General features: G+C 66.6%; 9 protein-coding genes. 6 read left to right on the top strand and 3 right to left on the bottom strand.

The genetic code is table 11. The features are described 5' to 3' along the window. Positions 1–15 precede the first annotated feature (15 nt). Genes recC through recD form a run of 3 tightly spaced genes read left to right on the top strand, consistent with a single transcriptional unit; the run spans position 16 to position 8,986 of the window. Complete coding sequence (gene recC, locus ASD07_RS02610) at positions 16–3,414, top strand: exodeoxyribonuclease V subunit gamma (RefSeq protein ID WP_055924710.1); 3,399 nt, start codon at positions 16–18, stop codon at positions 3,412–3,414. Next, positions 3,411–7,043, top strand: coding sequence for an exodeoxyribonuclease V subunit beta (recB, locus tag ASD07_RS02605; protein ID WP_055924705.1), 3,633 nt, complete (start codon positions 3,411–3,413; stop codon positions 7,041–7,043). The genes recC and recB overlap by 4 nt, the downstream gene beginning before the upstream one ends. Next, positions 7,040–8,986 (top strand): exodeoxyribonuclease V subunit alpha, encoded by a 1,947-nt coding sequence (gene recD / locus ASD07_RS02600; RefSeq protein WP_055924702.1) that lies wholly within the window; start codon positions 7,040–7,042, stop codon positions 8,984–8,986. Before recB ends, recD begins: the two co-directional genes overlap by 4 nt. Here recD and ASD07_RS02595 read toward each other — a convergent pair. After that, positions 8,966–11,296: a histidine kinase dimerization/phospho-acceptor domain-containing protein gene (locus tag ASD07_RS02595; RefSeq protein ID WP_055924699.1), complete on the bottom strand. Its 2,331-nt coding sequence runs from the start codon at positions 11,294–11,296 to the stop codon at positions 8,966–8,968. The genes recD and ASD07_RS02595 overlap by 21 nt on opposite strands. Positions 11,297–11,329: 33 nt before the next feature. After that, positions 11,330–12,196: a serine hydrolase gene (locus ASD07_RS02590; protein WP_055925310.1), complete on the bottom strand. Its 867-nt coding sequence runs from the start codon at positions 12,194–12,196 to the stop codon at positions 11,330–11,332. A 201-nt stretch (positions 12,197–12,397) separates the two neighbouring features. On the opposite strand from ASD07_RS02590, the gene ASD07_RS02585 reads away from it, so the two are divergent. Genes ASD07_RS02585 through ASD07_RS02575 form a run of 3 tightly spaced genes read left to right on the top strand, consistent with a single transcriptional unit; the run spans position 12,398 to position 19,355 of the window. After that, positions 12,398–13,900 carry a cache domain-containing protein gene (locus ASD07_RS02585; RefSeq protein ID WP_082507066.1) on the top strand — a complete coding sequence of 501 codons (1,503 nt, stop codon included), beginning with the start codon at positions 12,398–12,400 and terminating at the stop codon, positions 13,898–13,900. 9 nt (positions 13,901–13,909) lie between these two features. Then, entirely contained in the window at positions 13,910–18,205 is a 4,296-nt protein-coding gene (locus ASD07_RS02580) for a response regulator (protein WP_055924694.1), read from the top strand. 1 nt (position 18,206) lies between these two features. Continuing rightward, complete coding sequence (locus ASD07_RS02575) at positions 18,207–19,355, top strand: two-component system response regulator (protein ID WP_055924691.1); 1,149 nt, start codon at positions 18,207–18,209, stop codon at positions 19,353–19,355. Between the two features lie 3 nt (positions 19,356–19,358). On the opposite strand, the gene ASD07_RS02570 is transcribed toward ASD07_RS02575, so the two are convergent. Then, complete coding sequence (locus ASD07_RS02570) at positions 19,359–20,369, bottom strand: sulfate ABC transporter substrate-binding protein (RefSeq protein WP_055924687.1); 1,011 nt, start codon at positions 20,367–20,369, stop codon at positions 19,359–19,361. Positions 20,370–20,414 lie beyond the last annotated feature (45 nt).

Here is a 20,414-nt window from a genome sequence, read left to right as displayed (position 1 = left end):
TTTCGCTGCTTTTACATGGCTCAAAGCATCCAACCCGGACTCCTGATCTTGCACGGCAACCAGCTCGAAGAGTTGCGCAGCGCCGTGTTCCAGTGGTTGCGCGGGCAGCCGCTGGCGCCGCTGGAGCAGGAGATTTTCCTGGTGCAATCGAATGGCGTGGCCGAATGGCTGAAAATCGCGTTGGCCGAGGAGACCGGCCTGTGCGGCGCTACCCGCGTTGCGTTGCCGGCTCGGCTGCTGTGGGAAATCTACCGCGGCATGCTGGGCCATGCGCGCGTGCCGGCCGTTTCCGCCTTCGATAAAGGCCCCCTGACCTGGCGCCTGATGCGCCTGCTGCCGCAATTACTGGCGCAGGAAGCGTTTGCGCCGCTGCGTCATTTCCTGCGCGACGGCGATCCCGAACGGCGCCTGCAGCTTGCCGAGCGCCTGGCCGACTTGTTCGACCAGTACCAGGTGTACCGCGCCGACTGGCTGCAGGACTGGGCCGCCGGCCTTGACCAGCTGCGCAACGCGCGCGGCGAGGCGGCGCCGCTGGCGCCCGACCAGCGCTGGCAGGCCGAATTGTGGCGCGCGGTCGCGGCCAGCGTGCCGGAAGAAGAACGCGGCCTGGGGCGCGCCAGCGTGCACGCCGCCTTCGTCGAAGCGGTGCAGCGCGGCGACATGCCGCTGGGCCGCCTGCCGCGCCGCATCGTGCTGTTCGGCGTCTCCGCGCTGCCGTACCAGACCTTGCAGGCCATGGCCTCGCTGGCCCGCTTCACCCAGGTGGTGATCGCGGTGCCCAATCCTTGCCGCTACTACTGGGGCGATATCATCGAAGGGCGCGACCTGCTGCGCGCGGCCCGCCACCGCCACGCCGCGCGCAAGGGCATCGACCTGTCGGCTGTGCCGCTGGAGGCGCTGCATGCCCACAGCCATCCGCTGCTGGCGAGCTGGGGCCGGCAGGGGCGCGACTACATCCGCATGCTCGACGAATTCGATACCGCCGGCGACCTGGAAGGGCGCGGCGACAAGCTGCGCGTGGACCTGTTCAGCGATGAAGCAGGCCAGAGCTTGCTGGCCCAGGTGCAGGCCGCCGTGCGCGACATGCTGCCGCTGGCCGAGCATGCGCGGCTGGCGCCGGAAGACAGCGACCGTTCGATCGAATTCCACGTGGCGCACAGCGTGCAGCGCGAAGTCGAGATCCTGCACGACCAGCTGCTGGCCATGTTCGCCGCCGATCCCTCGTTGCGCCCGCGCGATGTGGTGGTGATGGTGCCTGATATCGAGGTCTTCACCGCCTCGATCCGCGCCGTGTTCGGCCAGCACCGGCGCCACGACCCGCGCTTCATCCCGCACGAAATCGGCGACGTCAACGACCGCAGCGTCAATCCGCTGCTGGTGGCGCTGGAGTGGCTGCTGCGCCTGCCGCAGCAGCGCTGCCGCCAGAGCGAGGTGCGCGACCTGCTGGACGTGCCGGCCCTGGCGCGCCGTTTCGGCCTGGCCGAAGACGACTTGCCGACGCTGGGCCAGTGGATCGAGGGCGCCGGCGTGCGCTGGGGACTGGATGCCGGGCACCGTGCCGGCCTGGGCCTGGCGCCGGCCGGCGAGCAGAATGCCTGGATGTTTGGCGTGCGCCGCATGCTGCTTGGCTATGCCGCCGGCAAGGGCGAAGCCTTCATCGGTATTGAGCCCTATTCGGAAGTGGGCGGGCTGGATGCCGCGCTGGCCGGCTCGCTGGCGCAGCTGATCGAGGCCCTGCTGGCCTGGCGCGAACACCTGGGCGTGGCACGCAGTCCGGCCGACTGGGCCGAGCAGGCGCGCTTGCTGCTGGCCGGCTTCTTCAGCGACCGCGACGAAGCCGACCGCCTGACGCTGGCACGCCTGGACGATGCGCTGGACCAATGGCTGGCGACCTGCGAGGACGCCGGCTTTGACGAGGCGGTGCCGCTGGCCACCTTGCGCGAAGCCTGGATGGGAGGGCTCGACGAGCCGTCGCTGGAGCACCAGTTCGTTTCCGGCGGCGTCACCTTCTGCACCCTGATGCCGATGCGCGCCGTGCCGTTCCGCGCGGTGTGCCTGCTGGGCATGAACGACGGCGACTTCCCGCGCCGCGCCAGCCGCGCCGACTTCGACTTGCTGGCCATGCCAGGCATGGCGCGCCCCGGCGACCGCTCGCGCCGCGACGACGACCGCTACCTGATGCTGGAAGCGGTGCTGGCGGCGCGCGACAAGCTGTATGTGAGCTGGGTCGGGCGCAATGTGCGCGACAACAGCGAACAGCCGCCTTCGGTGCTGGTGGCGCAGTTGCGCGATTACCTGCAGGCGGGCTGGAACCTGGATCTCGCCGCCCGCACCACGATGCATGCGCTGCAGCCGTTCAGCCGCGCCTACTTCGAGCGCGGCGGCCTGCTGACCTATGCCGGCGAATGGCGCGCGGCGCATGATGCCGGCGGCAGCGACGCCGGCGCAGCCGCATTGCCCCCGTATGAGGTGGAAGAGACTTTCCGGCTGCGGCTCTCTACGCTGGCGGCCTTCCTGCGCCAGCCGGTACGGCATTTCTTCCGCCAGCGCCTCGGCGTCTATTTTGCGGAATCGGCGATGGTAGGCGAGGACGAGGAACCCTTCCAGCTCAATGGCCTCGAACGCTACAACCTGGAAGATGCGATGCTGGCGGACAGCGGCGAAGTGGAGGCGCTGGAGGACGTGCGCGCCAGCCTGCAGCAGCGCGGCCAGCGTTTGCGGCGCCAGGGCGTGCTGCCGATCGGCCTGATCGGCGACCGCGTGCTCGATGAGCTGGTGGAGGAACTGGTGCCGGTGCGGACAGCGTGGCTATCCCTGCGCGGCACCTACCGCGATGAAGCGCCCAAGCTGGCGGTCCAGCTGGAACTGGCCGGGCTGCTGCTGGAAGACTGGATCGACCAGTTGCATCGCGCCGAAGGGGCAACGGTCTGGCTGATGCAGATGTCTTCGCGCGTATGCGACAAATCCGGCGCACCGCGTGGCGAAAAGCTGATCCCGATGTGGCTGCGCCAGCTCGCCGCAGCCGCCCAGGGCCAGCCCGTGACCGGCTTCCTGGTGGCGCGCGATGCCATCGTCATCATGGCGCCGCTTGATCCCCAGGCCGCGCTTGCGGCACTGGCCCGCATCGTCGAACTGTGGCGGGCCGGCATGGACCGGCCGTTGCCCGTTGCCTGCAAGACCGGGCTTGCGCTGGTGATGGAGGGCGACCCGCGCAGCGTCTACGATGGCGGCTTTGAGCTCTCCGGCGAAAACGACGATCCGTGCCTGGCCCGCTTGTGGCCGGACTTCGCCGCCCTGGCCGGTGAGCCGGGCCATGCAGGCGACAGCCGCGCGCTGTACCAGCCGCTGGCGGACTGGCTGGCGCAATCGGTGCTGGTGCAGCCTATTGAGGGCGGCGCGGAGGGCGAGGAATGAGCATCGCGCTGAACCCGCTCGAATTCCCGCTGCATGGCTCGCGCCTGATCGAGGCCAGCGCCGGCACCGGCAAGACCTGGACCATCGCCGCCCTGTATGTGCGGCTGGTGCTGGGCCACGGCGGCGAGTATGCCTACCGGCGGGCGCTGATGCCGAACGAAATCCTGGTGATGACCTTCACCCGCGCGGCCACGCGCGAATTGTCCAACCGGGTGCGCGAACGGCTGGTGGAAGCTGCGGCCTACTTCCGTGCCGAGACGGCGCTGGCGCCGGATCCTTACCTGGACGCGTTGCTGGAAGAACTGCCCGGCCAGGCCGCGCGCCAGCAGGCCGCCTATCGCCTGCAGCTGGCGGCTGAAACGATGGACGAGGCGGCGATTTTCACCATCGACGCCTGGTGCCAGCGCATGCTGCGCGAACATGCCTTCGACAGCGGCAACCTGTTCGATGAAGAATTGCTCAGCGACGAAGCGGCGCTGTACGAAGACGCAGTGCACGATTACTGGCGCCAGCAAGTCTATCCGCTGGGCGAGCAGGCTTTGCGCGTGCTGCTCGGCGCTTGCCGCGACGTGTCGGCGCTGGGGCGCAGCGTGCGCGACCTGGCGCGCCGGCCCGATGCAGCCGCGCCGGCTGGCCGTGAGCAGCTGGGTGCAATGATCGGCCGCGTACAGCGCGAGCAGCAAGCGCTACTGGCAGGCCTCAAGCAGGGCTGGGCCGAGCGGGCCGGGCGCATGGAAGGCTGGATCGCGGCGCAGCGCGAAGCCAATCCGAAATGCTTCAATGGCACCAAGCTGCGTGCCGACTCGGTCGTCAAATGGTTTGCGGCCCTGCGCGATTGGGCCGGCGATCCCGCGCTGGCCGAGCCGGACATGAACGCCACGCCGTGGATGCGGCTGACGTCGGCCGGCCTGGTCGATGCCTGCGCCAAAGGCTTCGCTCCCGACATCCCGGCCGACTTTGACGAGGTCGCGCCGCTGCGGCGCGCGCTGGACGCTATCGAGCCGCTGCGCCACCATATCTTGCGCCATGCCGCCGCCACGGTCGCCGCGCGCATGGAGGAGTTGAAGCGCCAGCAGCGCCTGTTCGGTTTTGCCGACATGCTGGAGCGCCTGCGCAGTGCGCTGGAGGGGCCCAACGGCGCGGCACTGCGCCAGCGCATCGTCACGCAATTCCCGGTGGCGATGGTGGATGAATTCCAGGACACTGCCCCCAGCCAGTACCGCATTTTCAACCTGCTGTACCAGGTTGCCGCCAATGATCCCGAACTCGGCCTGTTCCTGATCGGCGACCCGAAACAGTCGATTTACGGCTTCCGCGGCGCCGACATCCACAGCTACCTCGATGCGCGGCGCGCCACCGAAGGGCGCCACTACCAGCTCGGCACCAACTTCCGCTCCACGGCGCAGCTGGTGGCTGCAGTCAACCAGATTTTCCTGCATGCGGAAGGCGTGGCCGGGCAGGGCGGTTTTGCCCGCGGCGCATTCCGCTTCCGCAGCGGCCAAGCCAATCCGCTGCCATTCGATGCGGTGGCTGCGCGCGGCCGTGCCGAGCGGCTGGTCGGCCCGGCGGGCGACATCCAGGCCTTGACAGCCGGCTGCACGCTGGAGCAGTTGGGGGCCGACGCTTACCGCGAGTTCTTTGCCGAGCAATGCGCCGAGCATATCGCCTGCCTGCTCAATGACCCCGCCACCGGCTTCCAGGGCGGCGACGGCTTCAGGCGCCTGCAGCCGGCCGATATTGCCATCCTGGTGCGCGACCGCCGCGAGGCGGCAGCCGTGCGCCGTTCGCTGCAGCGGCGCCTGGTGCCGAGCGTCTACCTGTCGGACAAGGATTCGGTGCTATCGAGCGACGAAGCGGCCGATATGCTGCGCTGGCTGGCGGCCGTGGCCAACCCCCTCGATGGGCAGCTGGCGCGGACTGCTTTCGCAACCCGCACCGCCAACCTGCCGCTGGCCGAACTGGCGCAGTTCTCCGCCGACGAGCTGGCGTGGGAAAGCCGCGTCGAACAGCTCAAGGAATTGCATGTGGTCTGGCAGCGCCAGGGCGTGCTGGCCATGCTGCGCCGCTTCATCCACGACCTCGGCTTGCCGGCGCAACTGCTGGCGCGCCCGGGCGGCGAGCGCAGCCTGACTAACCTGCTGCACCTGGCCGAGCTGCTGCAGCAGGCCAGCCGGCAACTGGAAGGCGAGCAGGCACTGATACGCTGGCTGGCCGAGCAGATCAACGATGAAACCGACGGCGGCGATGAACGCGTGCTGCGCCTGGAGTCGGACGCGGAGCTGGTCAAGGTCGTCACCGTACACAAGTCCAAGGGCCTGGAATACCCGCTGGTGTACCTGCCGTTTGCGGTCACGGTGCGCAAGGTCGATAAGCGCAACCGCACCTTTTTCGAGTACACCGATGCCGAGGGCGAGCGCCGCCTTGACATGCGCCTGTCCGACGAGGGCCAGGAAGCGGTGGAAGCCGCCCGCATCGAGGAAGACCTGCGCCTGCTTTATGTCGCGCTGACGCGCGCCCGGTATTTCCTGTGGCTCGGCGTGGCCGCGCTGCCGGCGCGCAAGAAGGATGAAAACACGCTGCACGATTCGGCCCTGGGGTATTTGCTGACAGGCGGGACACCGCTGCCCTCCGGCCAGTTGCTGGAAAGCTGGCAGCAGCTGCGCGCCGGCTGCGACGCTATTTCCGTCGCCCTGCTGGAGCCTGGCGTGCCGCTGACCCGCCTGGCGCGTGCGGTAGAACTGCCACCGCTGCAGGCGCCGCTGGGCTATCAAGGCAGTTTCGAGCGCGACTGGTCGGTTGGCAGTTTCACTTCGCTGGCAAGGCGCAGCAGCAGCGATGCGCTGCCGGCGCCGATGCACGCCGCGCAGGAAACGCTGCTCGAAGGCGAAAATGAGGGGGCTGCCCTGCGCATCGAAGACACGCCCTGGCACCGCTTCCCGCGCGGTTCGGTACCCGGCAACTTCCTGCACGACCAGCTTGAATCGCTGGCGCGCGACGGTTTCGCCTCGATCCACCAGGAGCATTTTGCGGAGCGCGCCGCGCGCCTGGTCAAGCGCGCAGGCTGGGGCCACCGCGAAGCAGATACCCTGGAATGGCTGCGGGTGATCGCCACCACCCGACTGCCGCCGCTGGGCGGCGCGCTGGACGCCATCGGGCAGTTGCTGCCGGAGATGGAGTTCTGGTTCCCAAGCGAGCGCCTGGACACGGGCCGGCTGGACCGCCTGTGCCGCCAGCACCTGCTGGACGGCATAGCGCGCCCCGGCCTGCCGCAGCGCGAACTGCACGGCATGCTGAAAGGGTTCTGCGACCTGGTGTTCGAACACCAGGGCCGCTACTGGGTGCTGGACTACAAATCCAACGCGCTGGGCGGCGGCGACGCGGCATACCACAAGGCAGCGCTGGCGCACGGCATGGCAGCCCACCGCTACGACGTGCAGGGTGCGATCTACATGCTGGCCCTGCACCGCCTGCTGCGCACGCGCCTGGGCGATGCCTACGACCCCGCCGCGCAACTGGGCGGCGCGATCTTCTACTTCCTGCGCGGCGTCGGCAACGAGCAGACGCGCGGCTGCTACCTGCTGCCGCCTGACCCGGAACTGCTGGATGGACTGGACGGGCTTTGCCAATGAGTTTTTACGAACATATCGACATGCTGGCCGAAGGCGGCATGCTGCGCCGCCTGGGCCCCGTCTTTGCACGCTTCGCAACGTCGCTTGCAGCAAGCGGCAGCGCGGCGGCGGGTAACCCGCTGGCCCTGGCCTGCCTGCTGCTGTCCGAGCTCGAGGGCCGCGGCCACAGTTGCCTGCAATTGTCGGCGCTGGCCGGCGATCCTTCGGCCATGCTGGGTTGGGGCGAGGACGATTGGCAAGGGCTGTGCACGGAAGCCGGCGAATTGCCGCAAGGGCTGGCGGCGTGGCACGAATTCCTGCAGGCTTGCCCGCAAGTGCTGGCCTGGCCGGGCGGCGCCGATCGGGGCCAGCCGCTGGTACTGGCCGGCGGCCACCTGTACCTGCGCCGCTACTGGTCGGACGAAAATACCGTAGCCGATGCTGTGCGTTCAAGGACAGGTACTGGCGAGGCAGCCCGGGGCAATCCGGGGCCGTCGCCGGCGCTGGTGCGCCAATGGCTGGACCGCCTGTTCACCCATGCGACGCGCGAGGGCGGGGCGGACTGGCAAAAGATCGCCTGCGCGGTCGCCGCGCGCGGCGAGCTGGCAGTCATTACCGGCGGTCCCGGCACCGGCAAGACCTATACCGTGGCCCGTTTGCTGGCCCTGCTTTTCGCGCTGGCAGGCGAGAATGCCGGCCAGCTGCGCGTGGCGCTGGCGGCGCCGACCGGCAAGGCTGCCGCGCGCCTGAAGCAAGCCATTGACGGCGCCCTGGAAGACCTGGAGCAAAGCCTGGGAGGCGCCTTGCCGCTGCGCGAACTGGCGCAGCGCATGGGTGGCGCCCGTACCCTGCATTCCCTGCTTGGTGCGCGCCCGGATACCCGCGCTTTCCGCCACAACGCCGGCAATCCGCTCGACGTGGACGTGCTGATCGTGGACGAAGCCTCGATGGTGCACCTGGAAATGATGGCGGCCCTGCTCGATGCACTGCCGGACGGCGCACGCCTGGTCCTTTTGGGCGACAAGGACCAGCTGGCGTCGGTGGAGGCGGGCTCGGTGCTGGGCGACTTGTGCTACGACGCGCAAGCCGGCGGCTACGGCGCTGCGACGGCGGCCTTCGTGGAAGCGGCGTCCGGCCAGCGCATCCCGCCGGAATTCCTTGGCAATGCAGGCGCGTTGGCGCAGCAAACGGTCATGCTGCGCCAGAGCCGCCGCTTCGGCGGCCCGATCGGCCAGCTGGCCGTTGCCGTCAACGACGGCGATGCCGACGCTGCGCGCGCCGTGCTGCGCTCCGACAGCGGCGGGCAGCTGCACTGGAACGAGGCGGCGCAGCAGGAGGACATGTTGCAGCTGGCAGCCGAGGGCTACCGGCCTTTCCTGCAAATGGTCAAGCAAGGCGCCGGCACGGCAGGCCACGACGCCTGGGCTGCCGGCGTGCTGGCGGCTTTCGAGGGCTTCCGCCTGCTATGCGCCGTGCGCGAAGGGGAATGGGGCGTCTCGGGCCTGAACGACAGCATCGCGCAGCGCCTTGAAGAGCAGGATTTGCTGAAGCGGCGCGGCGACTGGTATGTGGGCCGCCCGGTCATGGTGACGCGCAACGACTACGCCACGGGGGTCTATAACGGCGATATCGGCCTGGTGCTGCCCGATCCTGCGCGCAGCGGCTCGCTGCGTGTGTACTTCTCGGACGGCGGCCAGGTGCGCAGCGTGCTGGCAACCCGCCTGCGCAATGTGGAAACCGCATTCGCCATGACGGTGCACAAATCGCAAGGTTCGGAGTTCAGCCATACCGTGCTGGTGCTGCCGCGCGAAGCGTTCAGCGTGCTGGCGCGTGAACTGGTCTACACCGGCATCACCCGTGCCCGCCAGCGCTTTACGCTGCTGACGCCGAATCCCGGCGTGCTGCCGGACGCAATCCGCCGCCGCACCGAACGCACCAGCGGCCTACGCAGCCTGCTCGCCTGATTCGCCGGCGCCTTGCAGGTCGGCGTGGATCGCCTGCAGCACCGCGTCCAGTGCCGGCGCCAGCTGCGCCAGCTCGGCTGCCAGCGGGCCGCCGGCGCGCAGCGCATTGATCACGCCTGCCGCGGCCTGCCGCAAATCTTCCATGCCCAGTTGTGCCGATAGTCCGGCCAGCGTATGGGCCATGCGCTGCGCGCGCTGGCGGTCGCCCTGCGCCACCGCATCGCCAATGGCGGCATGCAGCGCGGCCTGGCCTTGCAGGAACTGGCACAGCATCTTGCGCAGCTGCGTGCGGTTGCCCTGCAGGCGCACCATCGCCCCGGCCATATCCACGCCGAGGGCGCATAGGGCGGGGAAGAGGGTTTGCGCCGTCGCCTGCGCTTCGGCGCATGCGACGGCGCCCGGCAGCGGGTGGCGGAACAGGGCGGTGAAGACGAAGCGGTTGCCTTCGGCCGGGTCGCTCTCCAGCAGCAAATGGCCGCCCATCATGGCCGCCAGCTGGCGCGCCACCGACAGGCCCAGGCCTGCCGCCGAGTCGCCGGGGCCGACCGGTTCATATAGCTGGACTGCCGCGTCGCGCGCCGCGCCGCTGTCGCGCACTTCCCAGCGCAGCACCGTACCTTCCGCGCTGCCGGCGTCTTCGCGGCGCAGCAGCAGCTGCACCTTGCCCCGTTCCGTGAACTTGACCGAATGCGCCAGCAGGTGCTGCAGCAGTTGCTGCAGGCGCGCCGCGTCGCCCACCAGTTCTTCCGGCAGCGATGCCTCCACCGTACATTCGAGCTGCAAACCCTTGCCTTGTGCCGCCGCCTGCCATTCGGCGCAAGCCTGTGCGGCGGCGTGGCGCACGCTGAACACGCATTCCTCCATGCGGAATTTGCCCGCCTCGATGCGCGAAAAGTCGAGGATGTCGTTGAACATTGCCATCAGGCTGGCAGCCGCGCCGTCGACTTGCTCCAGGTAGCTGCGCTGGCGCGCATCGAGCGGCCCGCGCAGGGCCAGCTCGGTCAGGCCGATGATGGCATTCAGCGGCGTGCGCAGTTCATGGCCCATATTGGCCAGGAAGGCGCTCTTGCTGCGGTTGGCATGGTCCGCAGCTTCGTGGGCGGTCGCAATGGCGCGCTCGGCCTGGCGCAATTCGGTCACGTCGATACCGAAACTGAGCAAGGCGATTTCGCCTTCTTCCAGTGCGCTGTGATGCCAGGCGATGCGGCGTTCATCGCCTGATGCCGTATGCAGCAAGTGTTCCTGGCCGGCCGGCATGGCGCGGAACTGTTCCAGCTGTCCGCCTTCCGGCCATTGCGAGACGGCCGACATGGGCAGCAGCGGCAAGTCGCGCCACACGCGTCCCAGCACGCTGTCGCGGCTGCATCCGGTAACCCGGGCTGCCGTTTCATTGAAAATCAGCACCTCGCCTTCATGCCCAAGCCCGAGCACCAGCAAATCGGCGCTGTTCAACAGGCGCTCCAGCAGCTGGCGCGTGCAGCGCAGCTTGCGCTCCGATTCACTGCGGGCGGCGGCGGCGGCGGCAAGGCTCTCCTGCAGCGCATGCAGGGACGACAGCAGCTCGCCGGTTTCATCTTCGAAGGGCTGCGGGGCCGGCGACGACAGCTCGCCGCTGCGAACCCGCTGCGCTATGGCCAGGGCCTGCGCCAGCGGCTGCGTGATGCTGCGGCTGACCAGCCATGCCATGCCGGTTGCCAGGGCCAGCGAACCGGCCAGGATCGCCAGCAGCAGGGCGCTGTCGGAGCGGATGCGGTCGGCCGCCTTGACCTCGGTGAAACGGGCGCGGCTCGCCGCCAGGTCGACCAGGTCGTCCACCACCTGCCGGTGCAGTTCATAATGGCGCTGCATTTTCGCCAGCGCATGTTCGGCGCGCGGCCGCTCGCCCAGCTCCAGCGCCGGCACCAGCTGGCCGAAGGCTTCGTTATAGAAGGCCGTTGCCTGTATATTCGCCTGCTTGAGCGATTCCGCCAGGCTGCCGTCAAGCTGGCGGCTCTGCCAGTAATGTACGCGCGCCACCTGCTGCGCGTGCAGGGTGCGCAGGCGCTGCGCCAGCTGCTCGCGCTCCACCTGGCTGCTGGCCGCCGCCAATTGCTGCGCCACCAGGAAGGACTCGATGATGTACAGCGGCGGCGGCAGCACGTCCGCAATCAGGTCCTTGCCCTGTATCACGTCGCCATACAGCGGGCCGTTGACGCGCAGTTCATCGAGGGTACGGAAGGACCAGAACCCGTACAGCAGGAAGCCGCCGGCAAAGATCCCCACCAGGATCGCCAGGCGGCGTGCGAAGCGCAGGTTGCGCAGCAGGTCCATGGTGCCTCTCGGCAGCGAACCCCGTCAGGTGTTTTACATGCGGCGGCGACGGCGTTCCGTTGTGCGCACTGCTTTCTTGCGCGGGCTCGATGCTTTCATCACTTTGGGTGCGTTGTCGCCGGCCAGCAGGCGGCGGATGTTCAGCGCATCCATCAGGCGCGCCGAATTGCCCCCGGCGTTCAGCAGGACCAGGGTGGCGGCGCGGCCGGCTTCGGTGATGCGCATGATCAGGCAGCGGCCCGCTTCTTCGGTATAGCCGGTCTTGGACAGGCCGATATCCCAGCCTTTGGCGCCGACCAGGCGATTGGTGTTGTGGTACTGCACCATGCGCCCTTTCATATTGATCACTTCCTCGGTATCGGTGGTGATGCGGCGGATCTCGGGGTACTGGGCGGCGGCCGCGGCCATTTTCACCAGGTCGGCTGCATTCGATGTATTGTTAGGCGACAGGCCGGTCGGTTCATCGATCTGTGTGCTGCTCATGCCAAGCTGCTGGATCTTGGCATGGACGGCGGCGGTAAAGGCGGCCGGGCCGCCCGGGAAGGTGCGCGCCAGCGCGGCAGCGGCGCGGTTATCGGAGGACATCAGCGCCAGCTGCAGCAATTCGCCGCGCGAAATGGTGGCGCCGACCGGCACGCGCGAGGTGCTGTGCTTGAGCGTATCGACGTCGTCTTTGTCGATGCTGATCTGCTCCTCCATATCAAGCTTGGAGTCGAGCACGACCATTGCGGTCATCAGTTTGGTGAGGGAGGCGATCGGAACAACGGCGGTGGCGTTCTTCTCGACCAGCACTTTGCCGGTCTCATCCTCGACGACAAGCACGGCTTGCGAGCCCAAAGGCACGGCAAACGCGGCTGCGGAGATCGACATCAGCAGGGCTGCGGTTATTTTCTTGAACATGGTCGGATTGGTGCGTTCGTTCGGGGCGGAATAATGCTGGATCAAGAGCAATATTCTAAATATGGACAATATCACTATCGGGTTAACTCGTCCAGCAAACGTCAATCATGCGCAACTGAACAATAAAAACCATGGCGTGCGGCACGCACGGCGGGAATACTGGTATTGTTATTCGATAATATTTCCTTCTTGAAATTTGCCATGTTGGTAATTGAGAGAATTGCAAAACATCCCTTGCGCGCCTGGGCCGTGGTCACGCTGCTGGCCATGGCGGCGGCCTCGCTGGCCGGCAGCCGCTACCGCGATAACCTGGAACGGGGACGGCTGGAATTATTGAATATCGATGTCCAGCGCGATGCAATTTCTGCCATGTCATTAACGCTGGACAGTAATTTGATGGGGGCGATTTCCCTGCTCGGATTGATTGAGCCGGATATCAAGAAGGAAAGCACCGAGCCAATTCCCCCCAACCAGCCGAATATATTGGCCTTATTGGAAAACGTCGCCCGCAGCCAGAAAATCCAGGGTTTATTCGTGGTGGGCCGGGATGGCTTCGTCAAATCGTCCTGGGACGAAAGCGGAAGACCGTCGACCGGCATCGACGTGCGCTTCCGTCCCTATTACAAGGAGTCGATGGCCGGGCGCAACAATATCTACGCCGCCGTCAGCCTGGCGCGCGGCGACCATGCCCTGTATTTTGCCGCGCCAGTGTATGCCGGCATGGCGCGCAGCGGCGATCCGGTTGGGGTGGTGGTGGCGCGCACCGACATGGAAAAGCTCGAGCGCCTGCTGGCGCGCAGCGGCCAGGCCGCCATCCTGCTGTCGCCGCAGGGCGTGGTGTTCGCCAGCAGCCGCCGCGAATGGCGCGGCATGCTGGCGGGCGAGGTGACGCTGGCCAGGGTGGCGCAAATCCGCGCCGTGCGCCAGTTCGGCAAGCTGTTCGAAGAGAGGGAGCCGCGCCGGCTGCCGCTCGATATCGCGCCGGGCATGGTGACGGCTGAGGGCCGGCATTATGCGGTGGCTTCGGCTACCGTCGACTGGCACGATCCATCCGGCAGCTGGCAACTGGTGGTGCTGGAAGACCTGGGCCAGAGCGTGCCTGCGGGCAGCGGCGTGCCGGCCGCGGCCATGGCGGCGGCCGTGGTGGTCCTGCTCGGGGCGGCCGGCTTGCGCGCCGTGCGCAGCCAGGCGGCGCAGCAGCGCGCCCATGTCGAACTGGAACGCGTGGCGCAGGAGCAGGAGCTGCGCGCCGAACGCAAGATGCAGCTGGCCCAGGTGGCGCTGCAGATGCAGCAGGCTGAGGATCGCCAAGCCCGCCTTGCAGCCTTCCTCGATCAATGCCATCGGCTGTTTGGCGCCATGCAGGGCGCCATCTACGGCGCCGATGCGAACGGCCTGGCGCTGGCCGCCAGCTATGCCAGCACGGCGCCGCCGCAACACCTGGCGCTGGGCGAGGGCTTGCTTGGCCAATGCGCACTGGAACGCCAGGCGCGCATCGTCGGCGCCGGCGCCGCGGGCGCCGCATGGAGCATCCGCTCCGGCCTGGGCGGCGCAAACCCGGGCGCCCTGCTGCTGGCGCCAGTCCAGTTGCGGGGACGCCTGCTGGGCGCGGTGGAACTGGCGCTGCTGCAGGCGCCTGACGCCGCGGCGTATGAACAATTCCTGTCAGCGCTTGACCTGCTGGCGATCAATATGACTGAGTAGGGGGGGAGCGTGGCAGGCTTACTGACTCGACTTGAAAAACTCGGCCTGACGTGGAAACTCGCGCTGGGTTTCGGCGGCAGCCTGCTGATCACGCTGGCGTTCGGTCTGCACAACGTCACCACCCAGGCCCGCCTGCACGACGAGATTCTCGGCATCTACAAGAACGACCTGCTGGGCATTTCCGACGCCAAGGACGCGTTGATCCAGTTTGCCCAGCGCGGCCGCGCCTTGCAGCAAGCCCTGCTGGCGCGCGACAGGGCCGGCCGCGATTATGCCCTGTCCATGGTCGACGAGGCGCAGCGCCGGCAAGACCGTGCGCTGGAGGAGCTGCGCCCGCGCATCATCCGCGAGGAGAACCGCAAGAACCTGGCCGAGTTCGAAACAGCCTACGCCGGCTATCACCTGCGCGTTGACGAAACGGTGCGCCTGCTGCGCGCCGGCCAGACGGAGCAGGCGGCAGCCGTGGTGGCGGATCCAAAATTCCAGGAGCACGCCCTGCGCGCCAACAACGCCTTGACGCGCATTGCCGAAATCAAGGAAGACAGCGCGCGCCGCCAGATCGAAGAAATGCAGGCGCTGTCGCGCTATGAGAAGCAGCTCACCTACGCTTTGCTGGGACTGAGCCTGGTGCTGGGCGTGCTTTTCAGCTACCTGGTGGGGCGCTCGGTGCGCCTGCCTTCGGAGCGCTTGCGCAGCGCCGTGCAGCAACTGGCGAAGGGCAGGCTCAGCGCCGAAGTGCCGCTGACGGATTTTCCCAACGAGATGGGCAGCCTGGCGCGCTCGATCAAGGTGCTGCAGGAAGAAGCCTGCAAGATGGAGGCGCAGCGCTGGCTCAAGACCCACCTGGCGGCAATCGGCAACGACCTGCAATCGGCTGATAGCGCGCAAGACCTGGCCGCGCGCACGCTGGCGGCACTGGCGCCGCTGGTGCAGGCCGGCCACGCAGCCTTCTACCGGCATGAGGCGGAGGAGGGCAGCCTGGCGCTGCTGGCCGGCTACGCCATGCGCGGCAGGTCCGCGGCGCAGCAGCGTTTCCTGCTTGGCGAAGGCCTGGTGGGACAATGCGCGGCGCAGCGCAAGCCGATTATCCTGCGCCAGGCGCCGGCCGGCTACGTCCGCATCGGCTCCGCGCTGGGCGAAGCCGACCCGGCCAGTATCGCCATCGTGCCGGTGGTGCGCAATGAGCGCTTGCTGGGCGTGCTGGAACTGGCGACACTGGAGCCTTACGGCGACCAGGCCCAGTCGCTGCTGGATGGCGCACTGCCGGTGGTCGCCATGAACATGGAAATACTGGAGCGCAATGAACGCACCAGGGTGCTGGAAGAGCGCAGCCGGCTGGTGCTGGGTACGGTCAGCGACGGCATCGTCGGCCTTGACCTGGGCGGCCGCATCACCTTCGTCAACCCGGCGGCGCTGGCCTTGCTGGGCTACGCGGAAGGTGAAATGGTGGGCGCCGAATGGCAGCAGGACAGCGAGCAATTGAAGCGCAAGGACGGCAGCACCTTCCCTGTCGATTGCATGGACCGGCCCATGTACAAGGACGGCGCGCAAGTCGGATCGGTGGTGGTGTTCCGCGACATCACCGAGCGCAAGGTGCTGGAGGAGGAAATCAAGCGCAGCAACTTCCTGGGCGATATCGCGCTGGAAATGACCGACTGCGGCTACTGGGTGGTCGACTACAGCGATCCCGAATACTATACGCAGTCCGAGCGCGCCGCGCGCCTGCTGGGCGAACCGCCGCGCACCGATGGCCGCTACCACCTGCAGGACGAATGGTTTGCGCGCGTGGTGGAAGCCGATCCCGAAGGCGCGCTGCGGGTTGCCGCCAGGGTGCAGGGAGCACTCGATGGCAGCTGCGACAAGTTCGATGCCGTGTATGCCTACAGGCGCCCGCTGGACGGGCGCATCATCTGGCTGCACGCGGTCGGCACCGTGGTGCGCGACGAGGAGAGCGGCGCGCCGCGCTTCATGTATGGCGTGTACCAGGACGTCACCGCGCAAAAAGCCGCCGAGGACGAACTGCGCATTGCCAAGGAGCAGGCGCTGGCCGCAACGCGGGCCAAGAGCGATTTCCTGGCCAATATGAGCCATGAAATCCGCACGCCGATGAATGCCATCATCGGCATGTCGCACCTGGCCTTGCAGACCAACCTCGATAAGCGCCAGCGCAACTACGTCGAGAAGGTGCAGCGCGCCGGCGAAAACCTGCTCGGCATCATCAACGATATCCTCGACTTTTCGAAGATCGAGGCCGGCAAGATGACAGTGGAGCGGGTCGAGTTCGACCTCGACGACGTGCTCGACAACCTGGCCAACCTGATCGCCTTCAAGGCCGAGGACAAGGGCCTGGAACTGCTGTTCCAGGTGGCACCGGAGCTGCCGACCGGCCTGGTTGGCGATCCGCTGCGCATTGGCCAGGTACTGGTCAACCTTGCCAACAATGCGGTCAAGTTCACCGCCGATGGCGAAGTGGTGGTCGGTATTGAACAGTCGGGCCGGGACGAAGAGGGTGTCGAACTGCATTTCTGGGTGCGCGACTCCGGAATCGGCATGAGCGAAGCGCAAAGCGCCAAATTGTTCCAGTCTTTCAGCCAGGCCGATGCTTCGACCACGCGCAAGTACGGCGGCACCGGGCTTGGCCTGGTGATCAGCAAAAACCTGCTGGAGCTGATGGGCGGGCGCATTTGGGTCGAGAGCGTGGAAGGCAAGGGCTCCACCTTCCATTTCACGGCACGCTTCGGGCTGCAGGCCAATCCCAAACCGCGCCGCATGTTCCGCGCCGACGAGCTGCTCGGCGTGCGCGTGCTGGTGGTGGACGACAATGCCTCGGCGCGCGAAATACTTTCCACCGTTGCACGATCCTTCGGGCTGGCGGTGGATGTGGCGCTGAGCGGACAGCAGGCGCTGGACATGGCGGCGCGCTCGGAAGAACAGGCTATGCCTTACGACCTGATCCTGATGGACTGGAAAATGCCTTCGATGGACGGCGTTGAAACCGTGCGTCGCCTGCAGTCAGCGCCGGCCGGCCGCCTGCCTGCCGTCATCATGGTGACCGCTTATGGCCGCGAAGAAGCCTTGACCAGCGCAGAAGAACGCCGGGTCCAGCTCAAGTCCGTGCTGACCAAGCCGGTGACGCCGTCCGCTTTGCTGGAAGCGGTCGGCGAGGCGCTAGGCAAGGGCGTGCTGGTCGAAGGCCGCCGCTTTGCTGAGCGCGACCTGCACCAGGGCGAAATCATGGCGCGCCTGGCCGGCACGCGCGTCCTGCTGGTTGAAGACAACGAGATGAACCAGGAACTGGCAATCGACCTGCTGGGCAAGGCGGGTATGGAAGCGGTGCTGGCTTGCCACGGTCAGCAAGCGCTGGATATCCTGGCGCAGGATGCGCGTTTCGACGGCGTGCTGATGGACTGCCAGATGCCCGTGATGGATGGTTTCCAGGCCTCGCGCGCGATTCGCGCCAATCCTGTCTTCGACAAATTGCCGATTATCGCCATGACGGCCAACGCCATGGCGGGCGACCGGGAAAAGGTGCTGGCCAGCGGCATGCAGGACCACATCGCCAAGCCGGTCAACGTGGCCGAAATGTACGCCACGCTGGCGCGTTGGCTGCGGCCGGAGCCGGATGGGGGGCAGGCCGCCGCGGTGGCGGCCGTGCAAAAGGCTTACGCTGCCTCCGCCGCTGCAGCGGGCGACAAGCCTGCTCCGCTTCCCGCGTTGCCGACGGTCGACGTGCGGGCAGGTCTCGCCACCTCCATGGGCGACGAAAAGCTTTACCGACGCTTGCTGGTCAAGTTCCGCGATGGCCAGCAGGACTTTGCCGCAATGTTCGTGCAAGCGCTGATGGGCGGCGATGCGACGGCGCCCGAGCGCCTGGCGCATACTTTGAAGGGCGTGGCAGGCAATATCGGTGCGCGCAGCGTTCAGGAGGCCGCGCAGGCACTGGAGCAGGCTTGCCAGCAAGGCGTTCCACGGGCGGACCTGGAACGCCTGCTGGCGATGGTGCTGGTGGAACTGGACCCGCTGCTGGCCGCGCTGCGGGCGGTTAATGCGGAGACGCGCGGCGGTGCCGTGCACCCTGCGCTGGCGCCCGTCGTCCCGGCCGTTGCGCCGCCGCTTGACCGCCTGCGCCACCTGCTGGCCGATAGCGACTCGCAGGCAGCCGAGCTGTGGGATGCGGAACTGGCGCAATTCAAAGCTGCCTTGCCCGAGCACTGGCGCCGTATTGCAAATGGAATTGGTAACCTGGACCTTGAAGCCGCGCTGGCGGCGCTGGAGGAAGCAATGGTAAGCCTGGAGGGAAAGTGAGATGGAACTGGAACTGATCGCAAAGAAAACCGTGCTGCTGGTCGACGACTCGCCCGACAACCTGGTGCTGATGAACGACCTCTTGAAAGACCTGTACAAGGTCAAGGTCGCCAACAGCGGCGAGAAGGCCCTGCGCATCGCCACCACCGGCCAGCCGCCCGACGTGGTCCTGCTCGATGTGATGATGCCCGAGATGGACGGTTACGAAGTATGCCGCCGCCTGAAGGCCGATCCTGCCACGCGCGACATCCCCGTTATTTTCCTTACCGCGAAATCGGAGGTGGAAGACGAGGAACTGGGCCTCGACCTGGGCGCCGTCGATTACATCACCAAGCCGATCAGCCCGCCCATCACGCTGGCCCGCGTGCGCAACCACTTGATGCTGAAAGAGCACGCCGACTTCCTGCGCGACCAGAACGAATTTTTGGAGCAGGAAGTGCGGGAACGCACGCGTGAAGTGGTGGCGATCCAGGACGTCACCATCCTCGCCATGGCCTCGATGGCCGAAACCCGCGATTCCGAAACCGGCAACCATATCCGCCGCACCCAGTTCTACGTCAAGGCGCTGGCGGAACGCCTGAAAGGGCACCCGCGCTTCAGCGCCGTGCTGACCGACAGCTTTATCAACCTGCTGTTCAAATCGGCCCCGCTGCACGATATCGGCAAGGTCGGCATTCCCGACCGCATCCTGCTCAAGCCAGGCAGGTTCGAACCGCACGAATTCGAGATCATGAAGACGCACACCACGCTGGGCCGCGCCGCCATCGAGCATGCCGAACGGTCCCTTGGCACGCCGATGGCTTTCCTGTCCATCGCCAAGGAGATCGCCTGTTCACACCAGGAAAAGTGGGATGGTTCAGGTTATCCGGAAGGCCTGGCCGGCGAAGCGATTCCCGTCTCGGCGCGCCTGATGGCGGTGGCGGACGTGTACGACGCCCTGATCAGCCGCCGCGTCTACAAGGACGGCATGCCGCACGAGAAGGCGGTGCAGATCATCATTGAAGGCAAGGGGAAGCACTTCGATCCCGACATGATTGATGCATTCATCGGGTTGCAGGAGGAGTTCCGCGCCATTGCGGCGCGGTTCCATGATTCCGACCATGACATGGCCGAGAAGAAGGCGCAGATTGAGCGCCTGACGAAAGCGTGATGCTTACTTCGAAGTGTAGATCTTGTCGAATTCGCCGCCGTCATCGAAGTGCTTCTTCTGCGCTGCGCGCCAGCCGCCAAACACTTCATCCACGGTGAACAGCGAGATCGGCTTGAAGGTGGCAGCGTACTTCTTGAACACTGCGTCCGAGCGCGGGCGCAGGTAGTGCTTGGCGATGATCTCCTGCCCGGCATCGGAGTACAGGAAGTTCAGGTAGGCGGTGGCTTCCTTGCGGATGCCTTTCTTGTCGACCACCTTGTCAACCACGGCCACCGGCGACTCTGCCAGGATCGAGGACGATGGATACACCACTTCGAAGTTGTCGCCGAATTCAGCGCGCACCAGGTTCACTTCATTCTCGAACGTCACCAGCACGTCGCCGATCTGGCGCTGGGTGAAGGTGGTGGTGGCCGCGCGCCCGCCAGCATCCAGCACCGGCACGTTCTTGAAGATCTTGCCCACCAGTTCGCGCGCCTGTGCTTCATTGCCGCCTTTTTTCAGCACCGAACCCCAGGCTGCCAGGTAGGTGTAGCGGCCATTGCCCGCGGTTTTCGGATTCGGGATCACGACGGCCACGCCCGGCTTTGCCAGGTCGCTCCAGTCCTTGATCGCTTTCGGATTCCCCTTGCGCACCAGGTAGACCATGGTGGAATAGGCTGGAGCCGCATTGTTCGGGAATTTCCTGGCCCAGTCCTGCGCCACCAGGCCGCGGTCGGCCAGCATGTCGATGTCATTGGCCTGGTTCATGGTCACCACCGACGCTTCCAGGCCGTCGGCGACGGCGCGTGCCTGCTTGGAGGAGCCGCCGTGCGACTGCTTGACGGTGACGTCGACGCCGGTGCCTTTCTTGTAAGCGGCGGCGAAGGCGGGATTGATGTCCTTATACAGCTCACGTGCCACGTCATAGGACACGTTCAGCAGCGTCACTTCATTGGCCGCTGCCAGCGGGGCAAAACCGATGGAAGCCGCTGCCAGGGTGGCGCTGAGTGCAAATGCGAATTTGTTATAAGTCATGGCAATCTCTATTGTGAAAACAGATATGCATGGTCTAGAATCTCG

This window comes from Duganella sp. Root336D2, from assembly GCF_001425005.1.
GTDB lineage: Bacteria > Pseudomonadota > Gammaproteobacteria > Burkholderiales > Burkholderiaceae_D > Rugamonas.
This window is presented reverse-complemented; position numbering and strand designations above follow the sequence as displayed.